Source organism: Niallia sp. WK069_GA_01 (assembly GCF_983173855.1).
Map to the genome: position 1 here is coordinate 2681059 of NZ_OZ470138.1, position 17968 is coordinate 2699026.

The window sequence follows — 17968 nt, forward strand, 5'->3', positions numbered from 1 at the left end:
CATTCATAAAAGATAATCCATTTTTTAAAACATGCTTAAAGAATATTTTTCTGCCAGCATTTCTAAAAGTTTTAAACCTGCCACGCTATTTCCTTTATCATCTAATGCAGGTCCTGAAATACCAATGCCAAATCGATTGGGAACTGCTCCTAATATCCCGCCTGACACACCACTTTTCGCAGGAATGCCAACACGTACTGCAAACTCTCCAGAGGCATTATACATGCCGCATGTGACCATAAACGTTTTGCAAATTCGGGCAACATAGGCTGGCATAATTCGTTTTTGGGATATTGGTTCGATTCCATTTAATGCAAAAATGATGCCAATTCTCGCTAAATCTAAACAATTCACTTCAATCGCACATTGTTTTGTATATAAGTCCAATAATTCTTCTACATTCTCATTAATAATTCCATGTTGTTTCATAAAATAACATAATGATCGATTTAAATGAGAAGTTTCAAACTCTGACTTTGCTACTTCTTCTGAATAAGTAATATCATCATTGCCAGTTAATGTTTGTACAAATGACAAAATTTTATCTAATCTAGCTTCAACAGAATTTCCTTTAATCATATGAGTAACCGCCAGTGCACCTGCATTAATCATTGGATTAAGGGGTTTAGACGGATTGCTCATTTCTAATTTGACGATAGAATTAAAGGGATCTCCTGTTGGCTCATATCCAACCTTGCTAAAAACATGTTCTTCTCCACATTCAATTAATGCAAGGGCAAGTGTTAATACTTTGGAAATACTTTGAAGGGTGATTTTTTCTTTTATATCACCAGCAGAGACGCATTTGCCATCAGGATGATAAATCGCAATCGATAACTCCTCTTCATTCGCTTTGCTTAATGCTGGAATATAATCAGCTGTTTTTCCGAATTTTGTATATTGTTTTGCTTCTTTTAACATCGCTTCTAATTCTTTGCTTGTTTGACAAGGCATTTACATTCACCAACTTTTACTAGATTGTCCAATGAGAAATGGACTATAGATCGAGCGTTACTTTTTCTATTTTACCTATAATATAAAGGGGATTTCAATGATAACAGGTTGTTTTATTCATTTTTGTTTGTCTTTGTTTTTTATAAGCAGAAGAAGCTAGAATCAGCAAGCATAAAATAAGGTGAATCCTTCTGATAAAAGAAGCATATATTATCCGTCTCCAACTAGCAGAAGCAAACAAATAACGGCCCAAATAAGGATAGCAAAAAGATTGGCATCATTCTTTGAGCAGATAAATAAATATGTAGTTCCACTTATTTACGTTTATATGTTCTGGACAAAAATCTCGAAAGCACTTAAGTACTTTCGAGATTTTTTAATTTAGGTACAATTAATTTTTCTACATCTTCTACTTGAAGCGGTTTTCTGAAGTAGTAACCTTGACCAAATTCACATTGATTTTCAATTAAAAACAAAACTTGGTCCCTATTTTCAATTCCTTCTGCTATAACAGAGAAATTCATATTTTGTCCTATATCAATAATTCCTTTCACTAAAGAACCTTGATGAAGAGGATGTTCAATATCATCGACAAAAGACTTGTCAATTTTGATGGTATCAATAGGCAAATATTTCAAATAGCTAAGGGATGAGTATCCTTTTCCAAAATCGTCAATAGAAATAGGAAAACCTATTTCTTTTAATTCATGAAGAATCATAATAGACTGTTCAATATTTTGCATAATGCTTTCTGTAATTTCTAATACGATCCATTTTGGTTCAATTCCGATTTTAGTTACAATGCTTTGCAGCTCTTGGACAAATTCCTTGTATTGTAATTGTTTGGCCGAAATGTTAATACTTATTTTAAAAGAGGAAGCACCTAACAAATCCCAAGTTTGTTTCTGTTTACAAACTTGAGTTATAACCCATCTCCCAATCGGAATAATAAGGTTTGTTTCTTCCGCAATTGGAATAAATTCTTCTGGAGAAACAAATCCATATTTTGGATGAAACCAACGGATCAATGCTTCAAAACCAATTATTTTTCCAGTAGACAATTCAACCTGTGGCTGATAATGGAGACTAAGTTCATTGTATTGAATTGCTTTCCTTAAAGCCATTTCCAAATCCATTTTTCTTGAATTTTTTTTGGTCAACGTTGATGAATAAAATTGAAAATTATTTTTCCCAGCTTCTTTTGCGAGATACATAGCTGCATCAGCATTTTTTGTTAAAGAATCTTGGTCTACCCCATCTTCCGGGTATACGCTGATTCCAATACTTGGTGTAATGAATACCTCTTCTTGATTAATAAGAAGTGGATAAGAAAATTCAAAGATTATTTTTGCTACGGCTGCTTTCACTTCTTCTCTGCTCTTATTTTCCAATAAAATCAAAAATTCATCTCCGCCAAGTCTCGAAACAAATACATTTTCATCCACTGCCACTGTTAATCGCTCAGCGACTTTTTTTAATAAAAGATCACCAAAAGAGTGTCCTTTTGTATCGTTTATGCGTTTAAATTGATCTAAATCAAGAAATAAAATGGACAGTGTTTGTACACTAGAATCATTTAGACGGGTATTTAAATAATTTCTGTATTTATTTCGATTAGGGAGATCTGTCAAAGTATCTACAAAAGCTAAATTTTCTATCATTCGATCACTTATTTTTCTTTTGGTAATGTCTTTTCCAACGATTAAGGTTGCTTGTTTTCCTGCAAATAAAATAGGCATACAAGCTATTTCCACATCTAACACTTTATCATTCAATGTGTTGATTTGAATTTCAAAGCTTGTACTTTCATTTGCAATCATCGTTTGATCATTAAAGAGATTTCGGATCTGTTTATAGTCTTCCAAGGAAATATAATCATAGATTGGTTTGCCAATCAATTCCTCTTGCTTTGTCTTTCTTATGAGTTTGCTGCCAGCATTGTTTATGTAAAATATTTTATAGTTGGATACTACAGCAATAATATCTGGCGACGTCTCCACTAGTGTGCTAAAGCGGTCTTCACTTTCTTTCTGCTCTGTAATATCAAATAAAACACTAGTAAATTCAACCATCTGATTATTTTGATCAAATACCGGAATTCCTTTATCTTTAATCCAACGTATTTGTCCATCTGGTTTTTTTATTCGATATATACTTGTTACACTTTCTTTTTTGTTTAATTTTTCTGCCCTTTCTGTAATGATAGGAAGATCCTCTTCATAAATCACTTCTTTCCAAAGGGAATGTCGATGATAAAACTCATCCGTTGAACGACCATATATTTGTTCCATTCCTGTAGTTATTAGTAAGGTATCTGATTTTAAATCATGATACCAAATGGCGATATCCATCGTTTCAAAGATTGTTCTTAGCTTCATATTGCTATTTTTCAATTCTTTCATCATCTTCGATATATTTTTCAGTAGTATTATTAAAGCTACAGTAGTACCAATGCTAAAAATAATATGCAGCAGAATAAATAAATTATCATTCAGACTATGAAAAAATAAGTCAACAAGCAAAGTGCAAGCGACAAAGAATATTAAAGCTGTTATCCATTTTGTCTCGTTGTTTTTAAGAATCAATTTCCATTCTCCAATCATCTATCAATAAAAAGTAATTTTTTATTTTTTTCAAAAAAATCTCTACTAAACCTAACCCATTTTTTTAGAAATTCCATTTTAAACACTACCCTATATATCGGTTTATTAAAGTGAATTTTTAATGAAATATTCATTGGAAATAAGAGGGAATTATGAAGGTTTATTCATTTCATTTGAAGAGAAAGCAACCTGCATGCATATGCATGATGATTAGAAGTATTAATGCAAGGTTGTCAGTATGACACCAATAGCAATAAGAGCAATGCCAAAACCATTAAGCAGGCTTATTTTTTCCCCTAAAAAAAAGATGGCAATTAATGTAGCTAAAACGACACTTAATTTATCAATTGGAGCAACTTGGGTTACCTTTCCTGTCTTTAAGGCTAAAAAATAGAATAACCAAGATGTTGCACCTGCAACTCCACTTAGGACAATAAAGAAAAAATTCTTTTTATCAGTAATGATGCTAGGTATTTTACTGATATTTCCTTCAAAAAATACAACAAGCAATAGAAAAGCCGCCATAATGATTGCTCGAACGGCAGTTGCTGTATTTGCATCGATATTTTGCAGCCCGATTTTCCCAAAAATTCCTACCAATGCAGCACAAACAGCAGATAGCAAGGCAAAAAATAACCAAGACATTTATAATTCCTCCCGTCAATGAGTATGAAAGAATGGATAGAGTCACCCATAATTATAGAATACACTAAATTCTTTATAAAAAAGTTGATTTCTGATGAATTTTGTCTAAATTTATCAAAAAAGGAAAGATGCCTCTTCTATCACATTTGGACATGCCTCAATTGTTACCTTCCCATTGCACCATATGTTATGATATGAAAATGATGAAGTTGGAGGGTGTTACATGGCGAAAAAGAAATATTATGTAGTGTGGAATGGAAGAAAAACGGGAATATTTACAACTTGGGCTGAATGTGAAAAACAAACAAAAGGTTTCCAAGGGGCTTCTTTTAAATCCTTTCCTACTATAGAGGAAGCGCAGCACGCCTTTGCGCAAGGGAAAAATATGGGCATGGGAGCATCTATTCAATCGAAAACATCAGGCAGCAAGAAACAGTCAGCTTCCCCTGAGGCAATAGAGGAAAATAGTATTTCTGTAGACGCTGCATGCAGCGGAAATCCTGGTTTGATGGAATACAGAGGCGTTCATACTACTACTGGAGAAACTATTTTTCATTTTGGACCAGTATTTGGCACCAATAACATCGGTGAATTCCTTGGTATTGTAGACGCCCTTGTTTTGTTAAAGGAACAAGGAAAAAACACGACGATCTACACTGATAGCATGACTGCTCTTTCCTGGGTTCGTAATAAAAAAGCCAATACTACATTAAAAAGAGATAGTAGAACAGAAGAACTTTGGCAAATGATTGAACGTGCAGAAAAATGGCTGAAAGAAAATAGCTATCCAAACAAACTGATTAAATGGGATACGAAGCGTTATGGAGAAATAAAAGCTGATTTTGGAAGAAAATAAATAGATCTTATTTGTGTAAAGAGGCTGAGACATAACTAATAGATAATAGGTAAAGACGAACATGCTCTAGTTTAGCACGTAAATGGATTCTTCCTTATAATGGTTATTTATGTTTTTTTAATCTAGTTAACTCAAACTTAGCACCATCAAATTCGTTTGCAAGTCTTGATATTACTTGGTTTAAGAACAATAAAATGGGAGGCTTGTTTTTTAAAAGGTGAGAAAGTATCTATTTTTTGAAATGTGAAGGCTGTCTAGCTCCAACGCCTAGCCCCAGTGAGTATTGCCTCCAGACTCTAAAAGTAAAAAACACTTTTTGAGTCTGGAGAACATTTTTCTTCGGAGCTAAACAAGGCGCTTCCGCTTTTCTTATGGGGTTGCTTTCCACTACGGGTTGCTTCGCTTTCTGCGGGGTTATGCTTGAGCCTCCTCGGCGTTGCCTTGCGGGGTCTTTAGCCTTCCCACATTTCCCGCAGGAGTCTTCGCACCCTCCGTTACAAGCAACTTGTTTTAGAATACGTTCTTGTCTTCGAATTTCATGACAAGGTATGATGACTAAACACTAGTAGCGCTGATTTTTTATGTTATTATCCAACGTTGTTTTACCGAAATATTCCACTTTCAGTCTATTTCTATAATGTGGATGTTTTTACCAGTTCGACGACTGCAACTAATGGAGCAAAACGGCTTGATTGGAGTGGAAGGTGCGAGACTCCTGTGGGATTAGCGAGACAGCTGAGACCCTGCAGGCCAAGGGCCGAAGCGGCTCAGCGCGAGCCCCACGGAAAGCGAGCATCCTGAAACGGAAAGAAAGCCCCTATTTATAAGGAATAATGTTTGCTAGATTAATCAATCACTCTTTTCTCATTGCTCTAAACCAAGTTAAGTCAATACATGAAGAAGGATTTATAACTGCGAAGTTTGAGTTAAGTATAAAAACTTTGTTGTTCCATTGTTCTACAAAACTCATTTTCCGCGGGAAGTAGAGTGTCTCCCGCTTTAAAAGTTATTTTCTAAAACCTAATTCTTTTACCAAGAAAAAATGAAAAAGATTGGAAAATAGAGCAGCCTGCATACACGTAGATTCCTGTGGGATTAGCGAGACAGCTGAGACCCTGCACGCTAAGGGCCGAAGCGGCTCAAGCGTAGCCCCTCGGAAAGCGAAGTGTATGCAGGTGCGGGTGATTACCACAAACCTTCTTTTTTACAAGTGGTCGTTTTTTAAAAAGAATACCTACGTTTTCGAATGCGCAAATAATACAGCAAGGTTCTAATAGTAAACACACCATAAATTAAAATATTCAGTGAAAACACTGCTGTTAATTTCCAATCTAAAGTTCCGTATCTAAATGTATCTACTAATAAGTATGTATAGATGATAACGAAAGGAAAAAACATGCTAGAATAGGTGATTGCTACTTTTTTCGCTTGTTTTAAGCGGAATGTTTGATCACTATAGATCTGCGGACGTTCTTCTCCTTCTGCATATATATGGCTCCATATTGTCCATTTTTGCAAAGAGGATGATGACGCGTATACACTCTTCCATCCAGCTTCACGGTGCATATTGAAATAACTTTCACTCGAAATATTTTGATAATCTAAGCAATAACTTATTGTTCGTGGACTCCCGATAATAAAATAGAAAGCAGTACCTCTTCTATTCACTCGATAAAGGTTATATCCCTGTTGTTCCATCCGTTCAAGCCACTTTTCAAGCTTATCCGGTGAAAACCACCAAGCGAATTTTCTTTTCACTACCATTTGACCGGCTTGTTTTAATTGCTTTTCTTTGGCTTTAGGCAGTCTATTTTCCTTTTCGTTTATAGTGTATATCCTGTTTGAGTTTTCATTTATTAAGTGTTTGTTTGTACGATTAATTTTGATAACAGAATAGATTGCTAGAATAAATACTGCAATCGCAATCACAAAAACAGTGTAGGTTATAATCCATAATGGACTTTCAACCACTTCAATCGATTCATTTTGAAACCAAGACAAGCCAAGTAGAGAAAGGTTCATTACTATTGTCCATAGAAAATAAATCAACAATGCACTAAAAAGATACTTAATTTTGTTGTTATGTTTAATAATGCCTTCACGGACAGATGCGGTTTTTATTTGTTCAAGAGGCTGTTCATTAGACATTACATACCAGTTTCCCCTTTGAATAACCTTTACCCAGCCTTCTTCTACTAGAGACCTTGATAATGGAACTGCTTTGATTTTATCGTAACCTATTCGATAGGTTATGTCTTTTGGTTTATCTTGCCGAAAGAAGAAGCTTCTTGTCCAGCGATTTAAACGGTCAAATATATACCCTTTCTTCGCCATAGAGGAAAGCCATGTTTCTGTTTTTTTAACATCATAGCTCCAAAATGGTCGAAATACTTTTATCATAAAAAATCCTCCTCGTACGTTCGTGCATTTTCATGCAGCTCCTTTAGTCTATTTATTTCAGCGGTCATCAGTTTTTTTCCAATGTCCGTTATTTCGTAGACAGTTTTTCTTTCTTCGTCAGCAAACACCGTTATTATTCCATCTTTTTGCATTTTTGTTATGGTTCCATATACGGTTCCCGATCCTAAATGAATACGAGAGTCTGTAATTTCTTCTACATGTTTAACGATCCCATATCCGTGGCGAGGTTTTGTTAAAGATAGAAGAATATAAAATGCGGTTTCCGTCATTGGGATATATTTTTTCAGTATTTTCTCTATTTCCAATATAATTCTCTCTTTTCGGTTGTTTTTAAAGTACGGCAGCTAATTTTAACTAAGTCGCAAGTAAATATGTCATGTCATGACTATATCACGACATGACATATTTGACAATAGAACACATCACCGGTTAGAAAAATAAAAAAAAGCTAATTTCTTCTTAAAATAGAGAAATTAGCTTTATAAATATGTATAAATGATAATTACTTTGAAATAACAAAATGAAACATGTTGCCAATTTCGGATGAGATACATTCATTTAATGTATATTCTGTTCCATTAGTTGTATTTTCTGTTGCTATTTTCGAACAACTTGTTTTTTCTATTCCTTTATCTGAGCCAGCATATTCGTCTTGTGAATTGTCATAAATATAGGTGATTGTTCTTTTGTTAGATTGTAGATTTTCGAATATTGGATCGCCTTCTAATGTATAGGAGGTTATTCGGATTGTGTCCTCTTTCCCTTCTCCTGCATTTTGCATAAATTGTTCTAGTCTTTTTCCGTTTTTTATTTTTCCGTGAAGATTGACAACATCTTTATTCTGTATTGCTTCTTCTGAGGGATATGGTTTTTGGGGATTGCCTGCTTCGTTTTTTTGTTGGCAGGCAGATAATGTCAAAGATATAGGCAGTATTAAAAAAGCTATCCGAAATAGTTTATTCATATGTTTTCCCCTTCCGTTTGCAATAAGTATATTAATAAGGTAGACGGGGAAATTAAGTATTTTGTTACACTGTTCTATAGTTCTTTTTTTCACAAGGCTACCTTGAAAAAGTGCTCTCGATCAGTCCGCATTCAGAATACACTTGGTTTTCCGTGGGGCGAGCAGTGAGCCTCCTCGGGTCGAGTAGACGGGAGCCTCTCCATGTTGGATTGTGCTCCGCTGCCCCTCCACGAACCGTGCGTGCGGAACTACCGCACACGGCTCTTCCCTATTATCTTTTACAGAATGTAAGAAATCTCTTTTTTACGTTCGAATATATTGACCTTTATTCTTGGCTCTGGAAATGGGAATCTCTCTAGAAAGAGAGTAAACTTCTCCCAGTTGAATGACTTCTTTTGACTTCGTCTATTCATCCATTTGTAGAATAGTCTTCTCACTCTATCTTTGAAATTACTCACTTGCCTTATGTTGTCCGTTACACCATAATAGTTGTAGTAGCCAACTAAGGAACGGTCTAGTCTACTTTTTATTTCATGGATATTAGTGGTTCGATTCGCTTTCAACCATTCTTTCTTTTCCTTGAGCTTGGCTCGCATTTTCTTCCTGCTTGATTTGAGTTTCACTCGAAATTTTCCTGATTTACTTTTGCTACAATAGTGTGTAAATCCTAGGAAATCGAACGTAGGAGGTTTTCCTCCTCCGTTTCTTTTGCAGTCTTTTTCCGCAAACCGACCAAATGGAATGATTTTCGTTTTATCCTCTGCTACTTCGAGATGGAACTTCTTCAAGCGTTGAATCAATGCTTGATAGAATGCTTGCGCGTCTTCTTTTACTTGAAAACAACAGACAAAGTCATCTGCGTATCTAACGATATACGCTTGCCCCTTACATTGTTTTCTTACCACCTTCTCAAACCATAAATCCAGCACATAATGGAGGTATATATTGGCTAGGATAGGAGAAATAATGCCACCCTGTGGCGTTCCTGTCTCCGTTTTATACTGCTTTCCCTCTTCCATATATCCACCTTTTAAGAACCTAGCTATCAGTCTCAAAAGATTCGGATCATTTATTCGGTGTTTCAGAAACTCCATCATCCATGCATGATCCACATTATCAAAGAACCCTTTGATATCGGCGTCGACAATATAGTTGGTATATCTATCATTGATATACACATTCAGTATTTTCAGCGCATCATGACAGTTACGTTTTGGACGAAAACCAAAGGAACTATCCAAGAAATCCTGTTCATAGATGGCATTTAAGATTTTCGCTAATCCACGTTGCACTATTTTATCTTCATGTTCAGGAATACCTAATGGTCTTTTCTTGTTTGTTCCTGGTTTGCCTATATAGGTTCTCCGAACTGGAACTGGTCGATAACTTTTCTGCTTCATACGTCTTACTAAATCAGAAATGTTTGTTTCCAACTCTAGCTCGTATTCTTCTTTGGTGGTCTGGTGTATGCCAGGTGCTTTTCTGTTTGGTAATTCATTATGACACTGTTTCAGTGACGACTCGTTCAATAAGTGTGTGAGTGATGTAAACTTCATTTTTGGTTGAGATTTCGCTACTTCTGCTATCCTTATTAGTTTTGTTTCCATTTCTTCACCTATCTCTGTGTATAGTAAATGTTTCCCCAAAAGGGCAATAATAGGGTAGCTGCCTTTCCTCCATCAGAATTACCCGATTTCATTGGTACTACGCAGCTATCCGACTTCCTGTCAGCGTTTGGCTTGCTTGCTTTTTATCGCTTGGTTCGCCATACTCTCTATTCCTCTAGAAAGACTAAACAGGATCTCCCGAGTTGCTACCATATATCGATGTATAACGTGCCGAGGTCACCGACTCCGAAGAGGTTTCTGTTTTCTCGCCATTTTACGAAAATAGAAATATTGCTTTCTGTAGAGACCAGCACATCAGCCCTCTTGTATGCAGATTTCGGAGCTCCATCCCTTCAACCATTTGGCTTACGGCCCATTACCTCGCTGTCTACGCTTAAAAGCAAGGGTTTCCCCTTGCCCTCCAAGACTCGCTACGAGTGAATGGCTAGTTCTTTCTCGATGGGAATTCCACCCACTATATATGGCAACCTAGGCTCGGTCGCTCAGTCTCACCTGTCTCGCAATTCCCACAGGAGTCTTCGTGTATTCTGACTGCTCTCTGGTTCAAACTCAGATTATAAAAAATGGCATGCAGCTTCTTTACAAGTGCTATGTTGCGAATCTTTATTAGCTGGGTGTTTACCTTGAAGATTGGCTTTTGTTATTGGGCTGCTAATAGTTCGACGATTTTGTCTTGAATTGCTTTTCCTTTTTCTTCGTCTACTAAATGGTTTAATAAAATGGAAAAGATATAGGTATGGCCATTTTTGGATTGTACGTAGCCTGATAATGTACTTACTGCTGTTAAGGATCCTGTTTTTGCTTGCACCTTTCCTTTTGTATTTTCTGATTGAAGGCGATAGCGAAGTGAACCGCCAACCATTCGTTCTTTATTTCCGGACACAGGCAAGGAATGTAAATAGACAGGAAACCATGGCTTTTGTTGAACAGTATACAACAGCTTGGAAACGTCATTTGCTGTCAGCAAGTCAACGGGAGAAATTCCAGAACCATCTCGCAGCAACATGTGTTTCGGATGTAACCCTAATTGAATTAGTTCGTTTTTCATTACCTCTAAGCCTTTTTCAAAACTACCTTCTCCTTTTTCTACTTTTCCCATTTCTTTTATAAGCGTTTCCGCTATAGTGTTATTGCTTAATTTCATAAAAGGAACAAAAAGATCTGCTAAAGGGATAGAGGAATGGGCAGCGAGTATAGTAGAAAGCTCAGGTGTTATTCCTTCTTTGACATTGCCAGTTAAGTGAATTCCCGTTTTCCGCAAAGATTTCTGGAATAAATCAGCTGCATACATACTCGGATTCCCAACAGAAACCCATTCCTTATCAAGTGATGCATCAAGAGGAATCGTTCCGGTTATTTCCAGTGTGTTGCTTCCATGTAAGCGTGTATAGTGAATTTCTTTTTTTTCATCTTTCTGAATGGTTTTTGTTCGGTTGATGATGTGTACTGTATCTGTATAAGGTTTCATCGTAATATGTGCAGGTTGGCCAATTGATTTTGCTGGAGATACCTCTAGGATGACTGTTCCTGCATCATAGTCTTTGTTAGGTGAGGCGGTTAATGCAGCTATTTGAGCTCCATAATAACTTGATTCATCACTCCATGCTAGGTCGACAGAGAGCGGATTAGAATCATACCAGCTGCTGTCCGCAATCAAATTACCGGTTATTTGTTGAATGCCTTTATTTGCAAGTTTTTTGGCCAAATTATCTAAATCCGCAGCCTCTAAAGTTGTATCTCCTTTTCCTTTTAAATAAAGATTTCCATGGAGGATCCCATTATTAATCAAGCCATCCGTATAAATCTCGGTTTTAAAACGGTAATTCTCTCCTAAAACGGATAATGCAGCAGCTGCTGTGAAGAGTTTCATATTGGATGCAGGTGCCAATCTTGTATCGCCAATATGTTCATAAATAAGCTTTCCATTGTTTTGATCACGTATGCTTACTCCCGCAAGACTTCCTTTCAAATCAGGTTCATTTACAAGGATGCTATGAATATCACTGCCTAATTTGCTACTTTGTATGGCGGCTTCAACATGCGGTTTCGTACTTCCATTTTGTTGAAGCATAAAAGCAAATATGAATAAAACGAACAATATTTTTTTTCGTGGTTTCATTGAATTTTCCCCCCTGCTTTTGTTCTCGTGGCTATCCAGTATGGTCAGGATAGCTACGAATTAATCAACAAGGGGCTGCTAAAATTGACAGCCGGGGCAGTAAAAGGTTTTTTTAGAGGAAATAGCTGTTTGAGCAATAGTGTTTCCACAACGATTACACTCTTTTCCTGCCTCATCATATACTTGACAAAAATCATTAAAGCTACCAGTCTTTTTATCGTTTATAAAAAAAGGATGTTCCATATAACCACCAATTGCTGTTGCATGAAGCAACACTTTTTGGATAGAGTAGTATAATTTTTTTTGTTCTGTTTTGGTTAATGCTTCTAATTTTTTTGATGGTAGTATTTGCGCATCATAACAGATCTCATCCGAGTAGCAGTTTCCGATGCCTGATAAAAAATGCTGATCAACAAGTTTTAATTTTAAATTGCCACGTTTTTTTAATAAATGGCTCAGAAAAAACGTTTCCGTAAAGTTTGCTTCTAATGGTTCTGGTCCTAAATCAAGCAACTCTTGTTTGACCTCTTCTTTTGTCAAGAGATGTAAATAGCCTAATCGTAATCCGATAAAATACAAACTTTTATCGGAAAAACATAATTGAATTTGAATAGTACGTTTTGGTTTATCCATTTCTTTTCCGTAAAACATCCAGCCACCTAACATTAAATGCAGCAACATAATTTTCCCATTATTAAGATGGAATAATAAGTGTTTCGCTTTTCTTTCTATCGAGATTATTTGAGCCCCTTTAACTGCATCGATGAAAAAGGAAGCAGCAGTATTAATAGATTTTTCTCTGTTTACTACTACATCCGTTATCATTTTTTTTAGAATAAATTGTTGTAAGTGTATTTTATAATTCTCCATTTCAGGAAGTTCCGGCATATTGATGTTCCTCCTTTTTTCTAGTTAGCTTATTTTTGCCTACTTTTTATAAAAAATAAGGTACATAAAAAAAAAGCCCTACCATATGCAGGACTCTATCGTTTCATCATTTTTCGGTTGTTTTTGAGGTGATGTCAAAGCCTTGTTGGTCTAAAGCAAATTCTACTCCTTGTTCTAATGTTGCAAACGACTGAATGTTTTTTAATTCTACCCCAGTGTTTACAATATGAATACTAAGTGAAGCCGAAATTCCTACTAAAACACATTCACCGCCAATTAGTTCGATTGCTTTTACTAACCCTTGCAGTTTATGGACAATGTATTCATCGAATTCTATTAATGCTGTCAAATCTAATAGCAAATAGCTGGCTCTTTGTTTCGTAAATTCATAAAGTGCTTTTTGTAATAAATCTTCCATTCGTTCTTCATTAAATTTACCTACAAGGGGAATGACTAAAATTCCATTTAAAACGGGCAATACTGGAGTAGACAAGTTTTTCACCAGTGTAGACAATTCTTCTGTTCGTTGATCTACCATTTGTTCCAATTCGTTTATATATTGTTGCTCTTTTTGCCGGGCAAGATCATGAATATTTTGGTTTGGTGTAATGGACGAAGCAAATAGTTCTATTTCATCGTATTCATAACCAGATAATTGACTTTGATTGACTTTATACCACATCGTATCGTTAAATAATCCGCTGAATACTCCCGCCCAATGACTTGGCAGAATAACACTAGCATGATCTTTATTTAAAGTTTGAAAAATTCGATGCTCCCAACTATTTTTCAAATGGACAATTACTTTTTTTTCCTCTAAGGAATAATAATGAATATGAACATTTCCCCAACCGGCATTTCTGTAAATATCACTGTATTGTATTAAGATTTCTTCTATAGTAAATCGATCTTTATAATAGCTGCTGACTAGCTCTCCCATTCGAAAACCAGTTGTTTCAAATACAGTAGTAGAAACATCATTTCCAGAAACTTCTCTTATTGTATGTAAAAATAGCTCAATAGCAGAATCCCAAAATAAAAGGGCTGGTGCCCCATCAAAGGTAAATATTCCATTTTCCCTATCCCAAGTAAACTCGTTAGAATTAACTTTTGCTTGAACAACTGAATCTGTCATATCGTTCCTTCCCTCACAATCTAAAATAAGCGCAAGCGCCCTTGTCATCGCGTGTTTTGACATAAGGCGATAGGGTGCTTGAGCTAGATATTCATAAAAAACGAAAAATCACTTGATAAAAATAAGCATATACTACTATATACAGTATGTAAATTAATTTAATCTATTGTTTGTTCTGCTTCTATTTTTTCTTCCATTCTAAATAGAAATAAGTAAATTAATTGTAATGCTTCGAATACTTTGATTTCCTTAGAAAAAGTAGATAAACCTTCTATTGGAAAATTCACTTCCCATAAGCCTTCTTGATTATTGAAAAGCAGATTATACGTTAACTCTTTTTCTACTAAAGCTTGGTCAAAATAAGAACGAATCGATTTTTCAAGTTTTTTTGGCAGGTGTAAGCCAAACATTACTTCATATGTACGAAAAACAGAATCGACTTCAATTGTTAAAGCATCTATACGAATTATATCAAAAGCAGCTGTTTCCATGTATAAATAATGATCAAGGTTTTTTTCTAAATAGCTAATTTTTTCTGATAAAAAAGAATTGTCTATGTTTTCTTGAATGCTATCATCACTTTCTTTGTGGGCAATTTCGATATAAATTGGTTGAAATCGTTCAGACAATTCTGCTATGGAAATCTCCGTTTTCTCTAATAAGGATTGTTTTTCAATATACGTCCCTTCCTCAGGGAGAAAAGCATACTTTCCTGTTTGGAGTTTATTTTCTTGATTGTCAATATAACGTTGCATTTGTTTTTTTATCAATATAATGACTCCTTTCTGATTTAAGCTGCATACCCACCATCACATATAAAGGAATGGTGGGCTTGTTAATTATGAATGAATGAAAATGCCTCTATTTTTTTTTCGTTTTTTTCGGTTTAAAAATAGCACTGCCAGATGATTTTTGATTTCTGCCTTTTTGTAACGGTTTGTCCGTTTTTTTATTTGGTTTCTCGGCATTATTTCCCCGATTAGAAGAGGATTGCTTTTTCTCGCGTTTTTCTGATGAGAAAGAATGCTCTTTTGAGTTACCTGACGTTTTTTTTCTTTTATTAGGACGAGCTTTTGCTGCAGATTGTCGTTTTTTCTCACCTGTATGTTTAGTGGATGTTTGTTCCTTTTGTTCTCCCTCTTTTTTAGGAAGCGGCATTTTTTCTATTTTAATATTTAATTGATTTTCGATTGTATCCAATAAAGGACGATCTTCAGACGTATAAAAAGTAATAGCAGCACCTTCAGAACCAGCACGTCCAGTTCGGCCAATTCTATGCACATAGCTTTCGGCATCTAATGGAATATCATAATTATAAATATGGGTTATCCCGTCAATATCCAAGCCGCGTGCTGCTACATCGGTTGCAATCAACAATTGAAACTTACTTTCTCTAAATTCTTTCATCACTTGTTCTCTTTTGCCTTGCGATAAATCGCCGTGAAGTTCTCTGCACGAAAAATGAAAAGATCGCAATGCCTCATATAATTTGCTAACACGCCTTTTTGTTCGGCAAAAGATAACCGCCATAAAAGGCTGATCATTTTTTACTAAAGACATTAATGCAGCTTGTTTTACACGAGGAGGTGTATGGATACTCATTTGTTTAACAGTTAAAGCTGGCCCTTGTGTTTTTTCAACAGTTATATACTTTCCATCTTTTGTGTATTTTTTTGCTAATCTTTTAATATCCTCTGAAATAGTTGCAGAGAATAATAATGTTTGTCTCGTTTTTGGCGTTTGTTTAATGATAAACTCCATTTCTTCTTTGAATCCGATATGAAGCATCTGATCCGCCTCATCCAGTACAAGACAAGTAAGCTGACTAAGATCAATTGTGCCTCTTCTTAAATGGTCTATCAATCTTCCAGGTGTTGCAACAACAATCGAAATTTTTTGCTTAAGACGATTTAATTGTTTATCTACATCTTGTCCTCCATATGCAGCTAATACATGAATATCATCCGTCTTCACTTTGTTTATTTCATCGGTTATTTGAATAGCTAATTCTCTTGTTGGACTAAGAATTAATGCTTGAATATAGGCGGTTTCTTTATTTAGTGTTTCCAGTATTGGCAAAGTAAACGCAAATGTTTTTCCAGTACCTGTTTGCGCTTGTGCTATAATATCTTGTCCATCTAAAATGGTTGGAATCGCTTTTTCCTGAATTGGTGTTGGCTTATTTATATGATGTTTTTTTAACGTTTCTTGTAGCAAAGATGAAATCCCTAAGCTTTGAAAATTTTGCAAATATATCCCTACTTTCTAATTGCCGCATTATGCGGTTGAACATTCCTTATTGTGGCTTTTTTCAGCAAAAATAGCAAGACAAAGCGTAAAAAAATACATATTTCATCAGAAACACTCTGGAGGGCTTCTCGCCACCAGAGTGTTACCTTATAAAAAAGGACTTTCCAAAATTAATGGATTGCCCTTTTTTAAAAGCTGAAAAATTATTAATGGTGAAAAAACAAGTTAACTTCAACATGTTGAATATGCTCCTAGCAGAAAAGGCACGATGTCACATAAAACGATTGTCCATCAACGCTTGCAGCATGTAGCGGATTTTACTATACGGAGCGTTTTATTTAGTATTTTTCTAGTTCTTGTAGAATGGCAGTTAGTGCATCTTGTTTTGCATTCTCATTCATCGCATTTTTTAGAAGTTCTTGTTTATCGTCCAATTCCTGCACCATCGCTAAAAAGGTGTCTGGAGTTAACGCTTCTTCCTCTAATGTTAAGGAGTAGCCCTTTTTGGAAAATGATTTTGCATTTAAAATTTGGTCGCCTCTGCTCTGCTGTTTGCTTAAAGGAATAATAAGCATAGGCAATTGAAGAGCAAGAAATTCAAATATCGCGTTGGATCCGCCTCGAGTGATAACAAAACTTGTAGCAGCTAAGATATCAGCCAGTTCATCATGAACATATTCCAATTGTTTATAACTTCTGTTGTTCGTGAATGCTTCTGCGACGTTGCCTTTTCCACATAAATGAACAATTTGATATTTTTTGGTTAATTCTTCTAGGTTCTCGCGAATGGCTTCATTGATCTTTTTGGCGCCTAAACTTCCACCCATCACGGTAATAATTGGCTTTGCACTAGTAAAATCTAAAAAATGTCTACCAGCAGTAGCAGAACCGGTTAAAATGTCTTTTCGAATCGGTGATCCAATACATTTGCTTTTCTCTTTTGGCAAGTAGTTTATTGTTTCTTCAAAAGAAGTGAAAATTTTGGATGAGAAACGCAAGGCGATTTTATTTGCCAGTCCAGGAGTTAAATCACTTTCGTGAATAATAACGGGTATCTTTAACATACTTGCTGCAATAACAACCGGTACAGAAACAAATCCTCCTTTTGAAAAAACAACATCAGGTTTTATTTTTTTAAGCACCTTTCTTGCATCCAAGCAGCCTTTTAAAACTTTAAAAATGTCTTTTATATTTTCAGCAGACAAGTATCTTCTTAATTTTCCACTTGAAATAGAATAGTAAGAAATGTTGATTTTTTCTATCAATTCTTTCTCGATTCCTTTTTTAGAACCAATATAATGGATATCCCATTCCTTTTTGTTTAATTCTTTTATTATCGCTATATTTGGAGTAACATGACCTGCAGTTCCTCCACCTGTAAAAACAATTTTCTTCAACGTTGCATCATTCTCCCTATTTATCATTAAATGGATTTTTCGTTCCTTATAATGGATCCCAATTAAATATTATAAATTATTTCGTGATAAAATGCTTGAAAAATTAGA

The 17968-nt window shown here is 35.3% G+C and carries 14 protein-coding genes; 1 reads left to right on the top strand and 13 read right to left on the bottom strand.

Translation table 11 applies throughout. From position 1 onward, the window contains the following. Positions 1-24: 24 nt before the first annotated feature. From glsA to AC5LWL_RS12860, 3 genes are all read right to left on the bottom strand, one after another. A complete protein-coding gene (glsA, locus tag AC5LWL_RS12850) occupies positions 25-954 on the bottom strand; it encodes a glutaminase A (protein WP_493434668.1) in 930 nt (309 codons plus the stop codon). 356 nt (positions 955-1310) lie between these two features. Further along, positions 1311-3539, bottom strand: a complete 2229-nt coding sequence (locus tag AC5LWL_RS12855; protein WP_493434669.1) for a sensor domain-containing protein — start codon at positions 3537-3539, stop codon at positions 1311-1313. A 237-nt stretch (positions 3540-3776) separates the two neighbouring features. Then, complete coding sequence (locus AC5LWL_RS12860; protein ID WP_493434670.1) at positions 3777-4202, bottom strand: EamA family transporter; 426 nt, start codon at positions 4200-4202, stop codon at positions 3777-3779. A 223-nt stretch (positions 4203-4425) separates the two neighbouring features. On the opposite strand from AC5LWL_RS12860, the gene AC5LWL_RS12865 reads away from it, so the two are divergent. After that, the gene (locus tag AC5LWL_RS12865) at positions 4426-5058 is read left to right on the top strand and encodes a ribonuclease H1 domain-containing protein (RefSeq protein WP_493434671.1); all 633 of its coding nucleotides are present in this window, start codon (positions 4426-4428) and stop codon (positions 5056-5058) included. A gap of 1221 nt (positions 5059-6279) precedes the next feature. On the opposite strand, the gene AC5LWL_RS12870 is transcribed toward AC5LWL_RS12865, so the two are convergent. From AC5LWL_RS12870 to murG, 10 genes are all read right to left on the bottom strand, one after another. Further along, positions 6280-7458 (bottom strand): DUF2812 domain-containing protein, encoded by a 1179-nt coding sequence (locus tag AC5LWL_RS12870; protein WP_493434672.1) that lies wholly within the window; start codon positions 7456-7458, stop codon positions 6280-6282. Next, the gene (locus AC5LWL_RS12875) at positions 7455-7784 is read right to left on the bottom strand and encodes a PadR family transcriptional regulator (RefSeq protein ID WP_493434673.1); all 330 of its coding nucleotides are present in this window, start codon (positions 7782-7784) and stop codon (positions 7455-7457) included. Before AC5LWL_RS12875 ends, AC5LWL_RS12870 begins: the two co-directional genes overlap by 4 nt. 197 nt (positions 7785-7981) lie before the next feature. Then, on the bottom strand, positions 7982-8443 hold the full coding sequence (locus AC5LWL_RS12880; protein WP_493434674.1) for a DUF4362 domain-containing protein: 462 nt from the start codon (positions 8441-8443) through the stop codon (positions 7982-7984). Positions 8444-8721: 278 nt separating this feature from the next. Beyond that, positions 8722-10050, bottom strand: coding sequence for a group II intron reverse transcriptase/maturase (gene ltrA, locus AC5LWL_RS12885; RefSeq protein WP_493433688.1), 1329 nt, complete (start codon positions 10048-10050; stop codon positions 8722-8724). 661 nt (positions 10051-10711) lie between these two features. Further along, entirely contained in the window at positions 10712-12190 is a 1479-nt protein-coding gene (gene dacB, locus AC5LWL_RS12890) for a D-alanyl-D-alanine carboxypeptidase/D-alanyl-D-alanine endopeptidase (RefSeq protein WP_493434675.1), read from the bottom strand. 78 nt (positions 12191-12268) lie between these two features. Then, positions 12269-13078 (bottom strand): Fpg/Nei family DNA glycosylase, encoded by an 810-nt coding sequence (locus AC5LWL_RS12895; protein ID WP_493434676.1) that lies wholly within the window; start codon positions 13076-13078, stop codon positions 12269-12271. 106 nt (positions 13079-13184) lie between these two features. Next, a complete protein-coding gene (locus tag AC5LWL_RS12900; RefSeq protein WP_493434677.1) occupies positions 13185-14213 on the bottom strand; it encodes an STAS domain-containing protein in 1029 nt (342 codons plus the stop codon). Positions 14214-14371: 158 nt separating this feature from the next. Continuing rightward, positions 14372-14983, bottom strand: a complete 612-nt coding sequence (locus AC5LWL_RS12905) for a hypothetical protein (RefSeq protein WP_493434678.1) — start codon at positions 14981-14983, stop codon at positions 14372-14374. A 91-nt stretch (positions 14984-15074) separates the two neighbouring features. Continuing rightward, positions 15075-16463, bottom strand: coding sequence for a DEAD/DEAH box helicase (locus AC5LWL_RS12910; protein ID WP_493434679.1), 1389 nt, complete (start codon positions 16461-16463; stop codon positions 15075-15077). Between the two features lie 338 nt (positions 16464-16801). Further along, positions 16802-17860, bottom strand: coding sequence for an undecaprenyldiphospho-muramoylpentapeptide beta-N-acetylglucosaminyltransferase (gene murG / locus AC5LWL_RS12915; protein WP_493434680.1), 1059 nt, complete (start codon positions 17858-17860; stop codon positions 16802-16804). Positions 17861-17968 lie beyond the last annotated feature (108 nt).

What these genes read in the sequence shown, in the direction of transcription:
- glsA (WP_493434668.1), bottom strand. Translation starts at nt 954, where the DNA reads ATGCCTTGTCAAACAAGCAAAGAATTAGAAGCGATGTTAAAAGAAGCA.
- AC5LWL_RS12860 (WP_493434670.1), bottom strand. Translation starts at nt 4,202, where the DNA reads ATGTCTTGGTTATTTTTTGCCTTGCTATCTGCTGTTTGTGCTGCATTG.
- AC5LWL_RS12865 (WP_493434671.1), top strand. Translation starts at nt 4,426, where the DNA reads ATGGCGAAAAAGAAATATTATGTAGTGTGGAATGGAAGAAAAACGGGA.
- AC5LWL_RS12870 (WP_493434672.1), bottom strand. Translation starts at nt 7,458, where the DNA reads ATGATAAAAGTATTTCGACCATTTTGGAGCTATGATGTTAAAAAAACA.
- AC5LWL_RS12880 (WP_493434674.1), bottom strand. Translation starts at nt 8,443, where the DNA reads ATGAATAAACTATTTCGGATAGCTTTTTTAATACTGCCTATATCTTTG.
- ltrA (WP_493433688.1), bottom strand. Translation starts at nt 10,050, where the DNA reads ATGGAAACAAAACTAATAAGGATAGCAGAAGTAGCGAAATCTCAACCA.
- dacB (WP_493434675.1), bottom strand. Translation starts at nt 12,190, where the DNA reads ATGAAACCACGAAAAAAAATATTGTTCGTTTTATTCATATTTGCTTTT.
- AC5LWL_RS12895 (WP_493434676.1), bottom strand. Translation starts at nt 13,078, where the DNA reads ATGCCGGAACTTCCTGAAATGGAGAATTATAAAATACACTTACAACAA.
- AC5LWL_RS12900 (WP_493434677.1), bottom strand. Translation starts at nt 14,213, where the DNA reads ATGACAGATTCAGTTGTTCAAGCAAAAGTTAATTCTAACGAGTTTACT.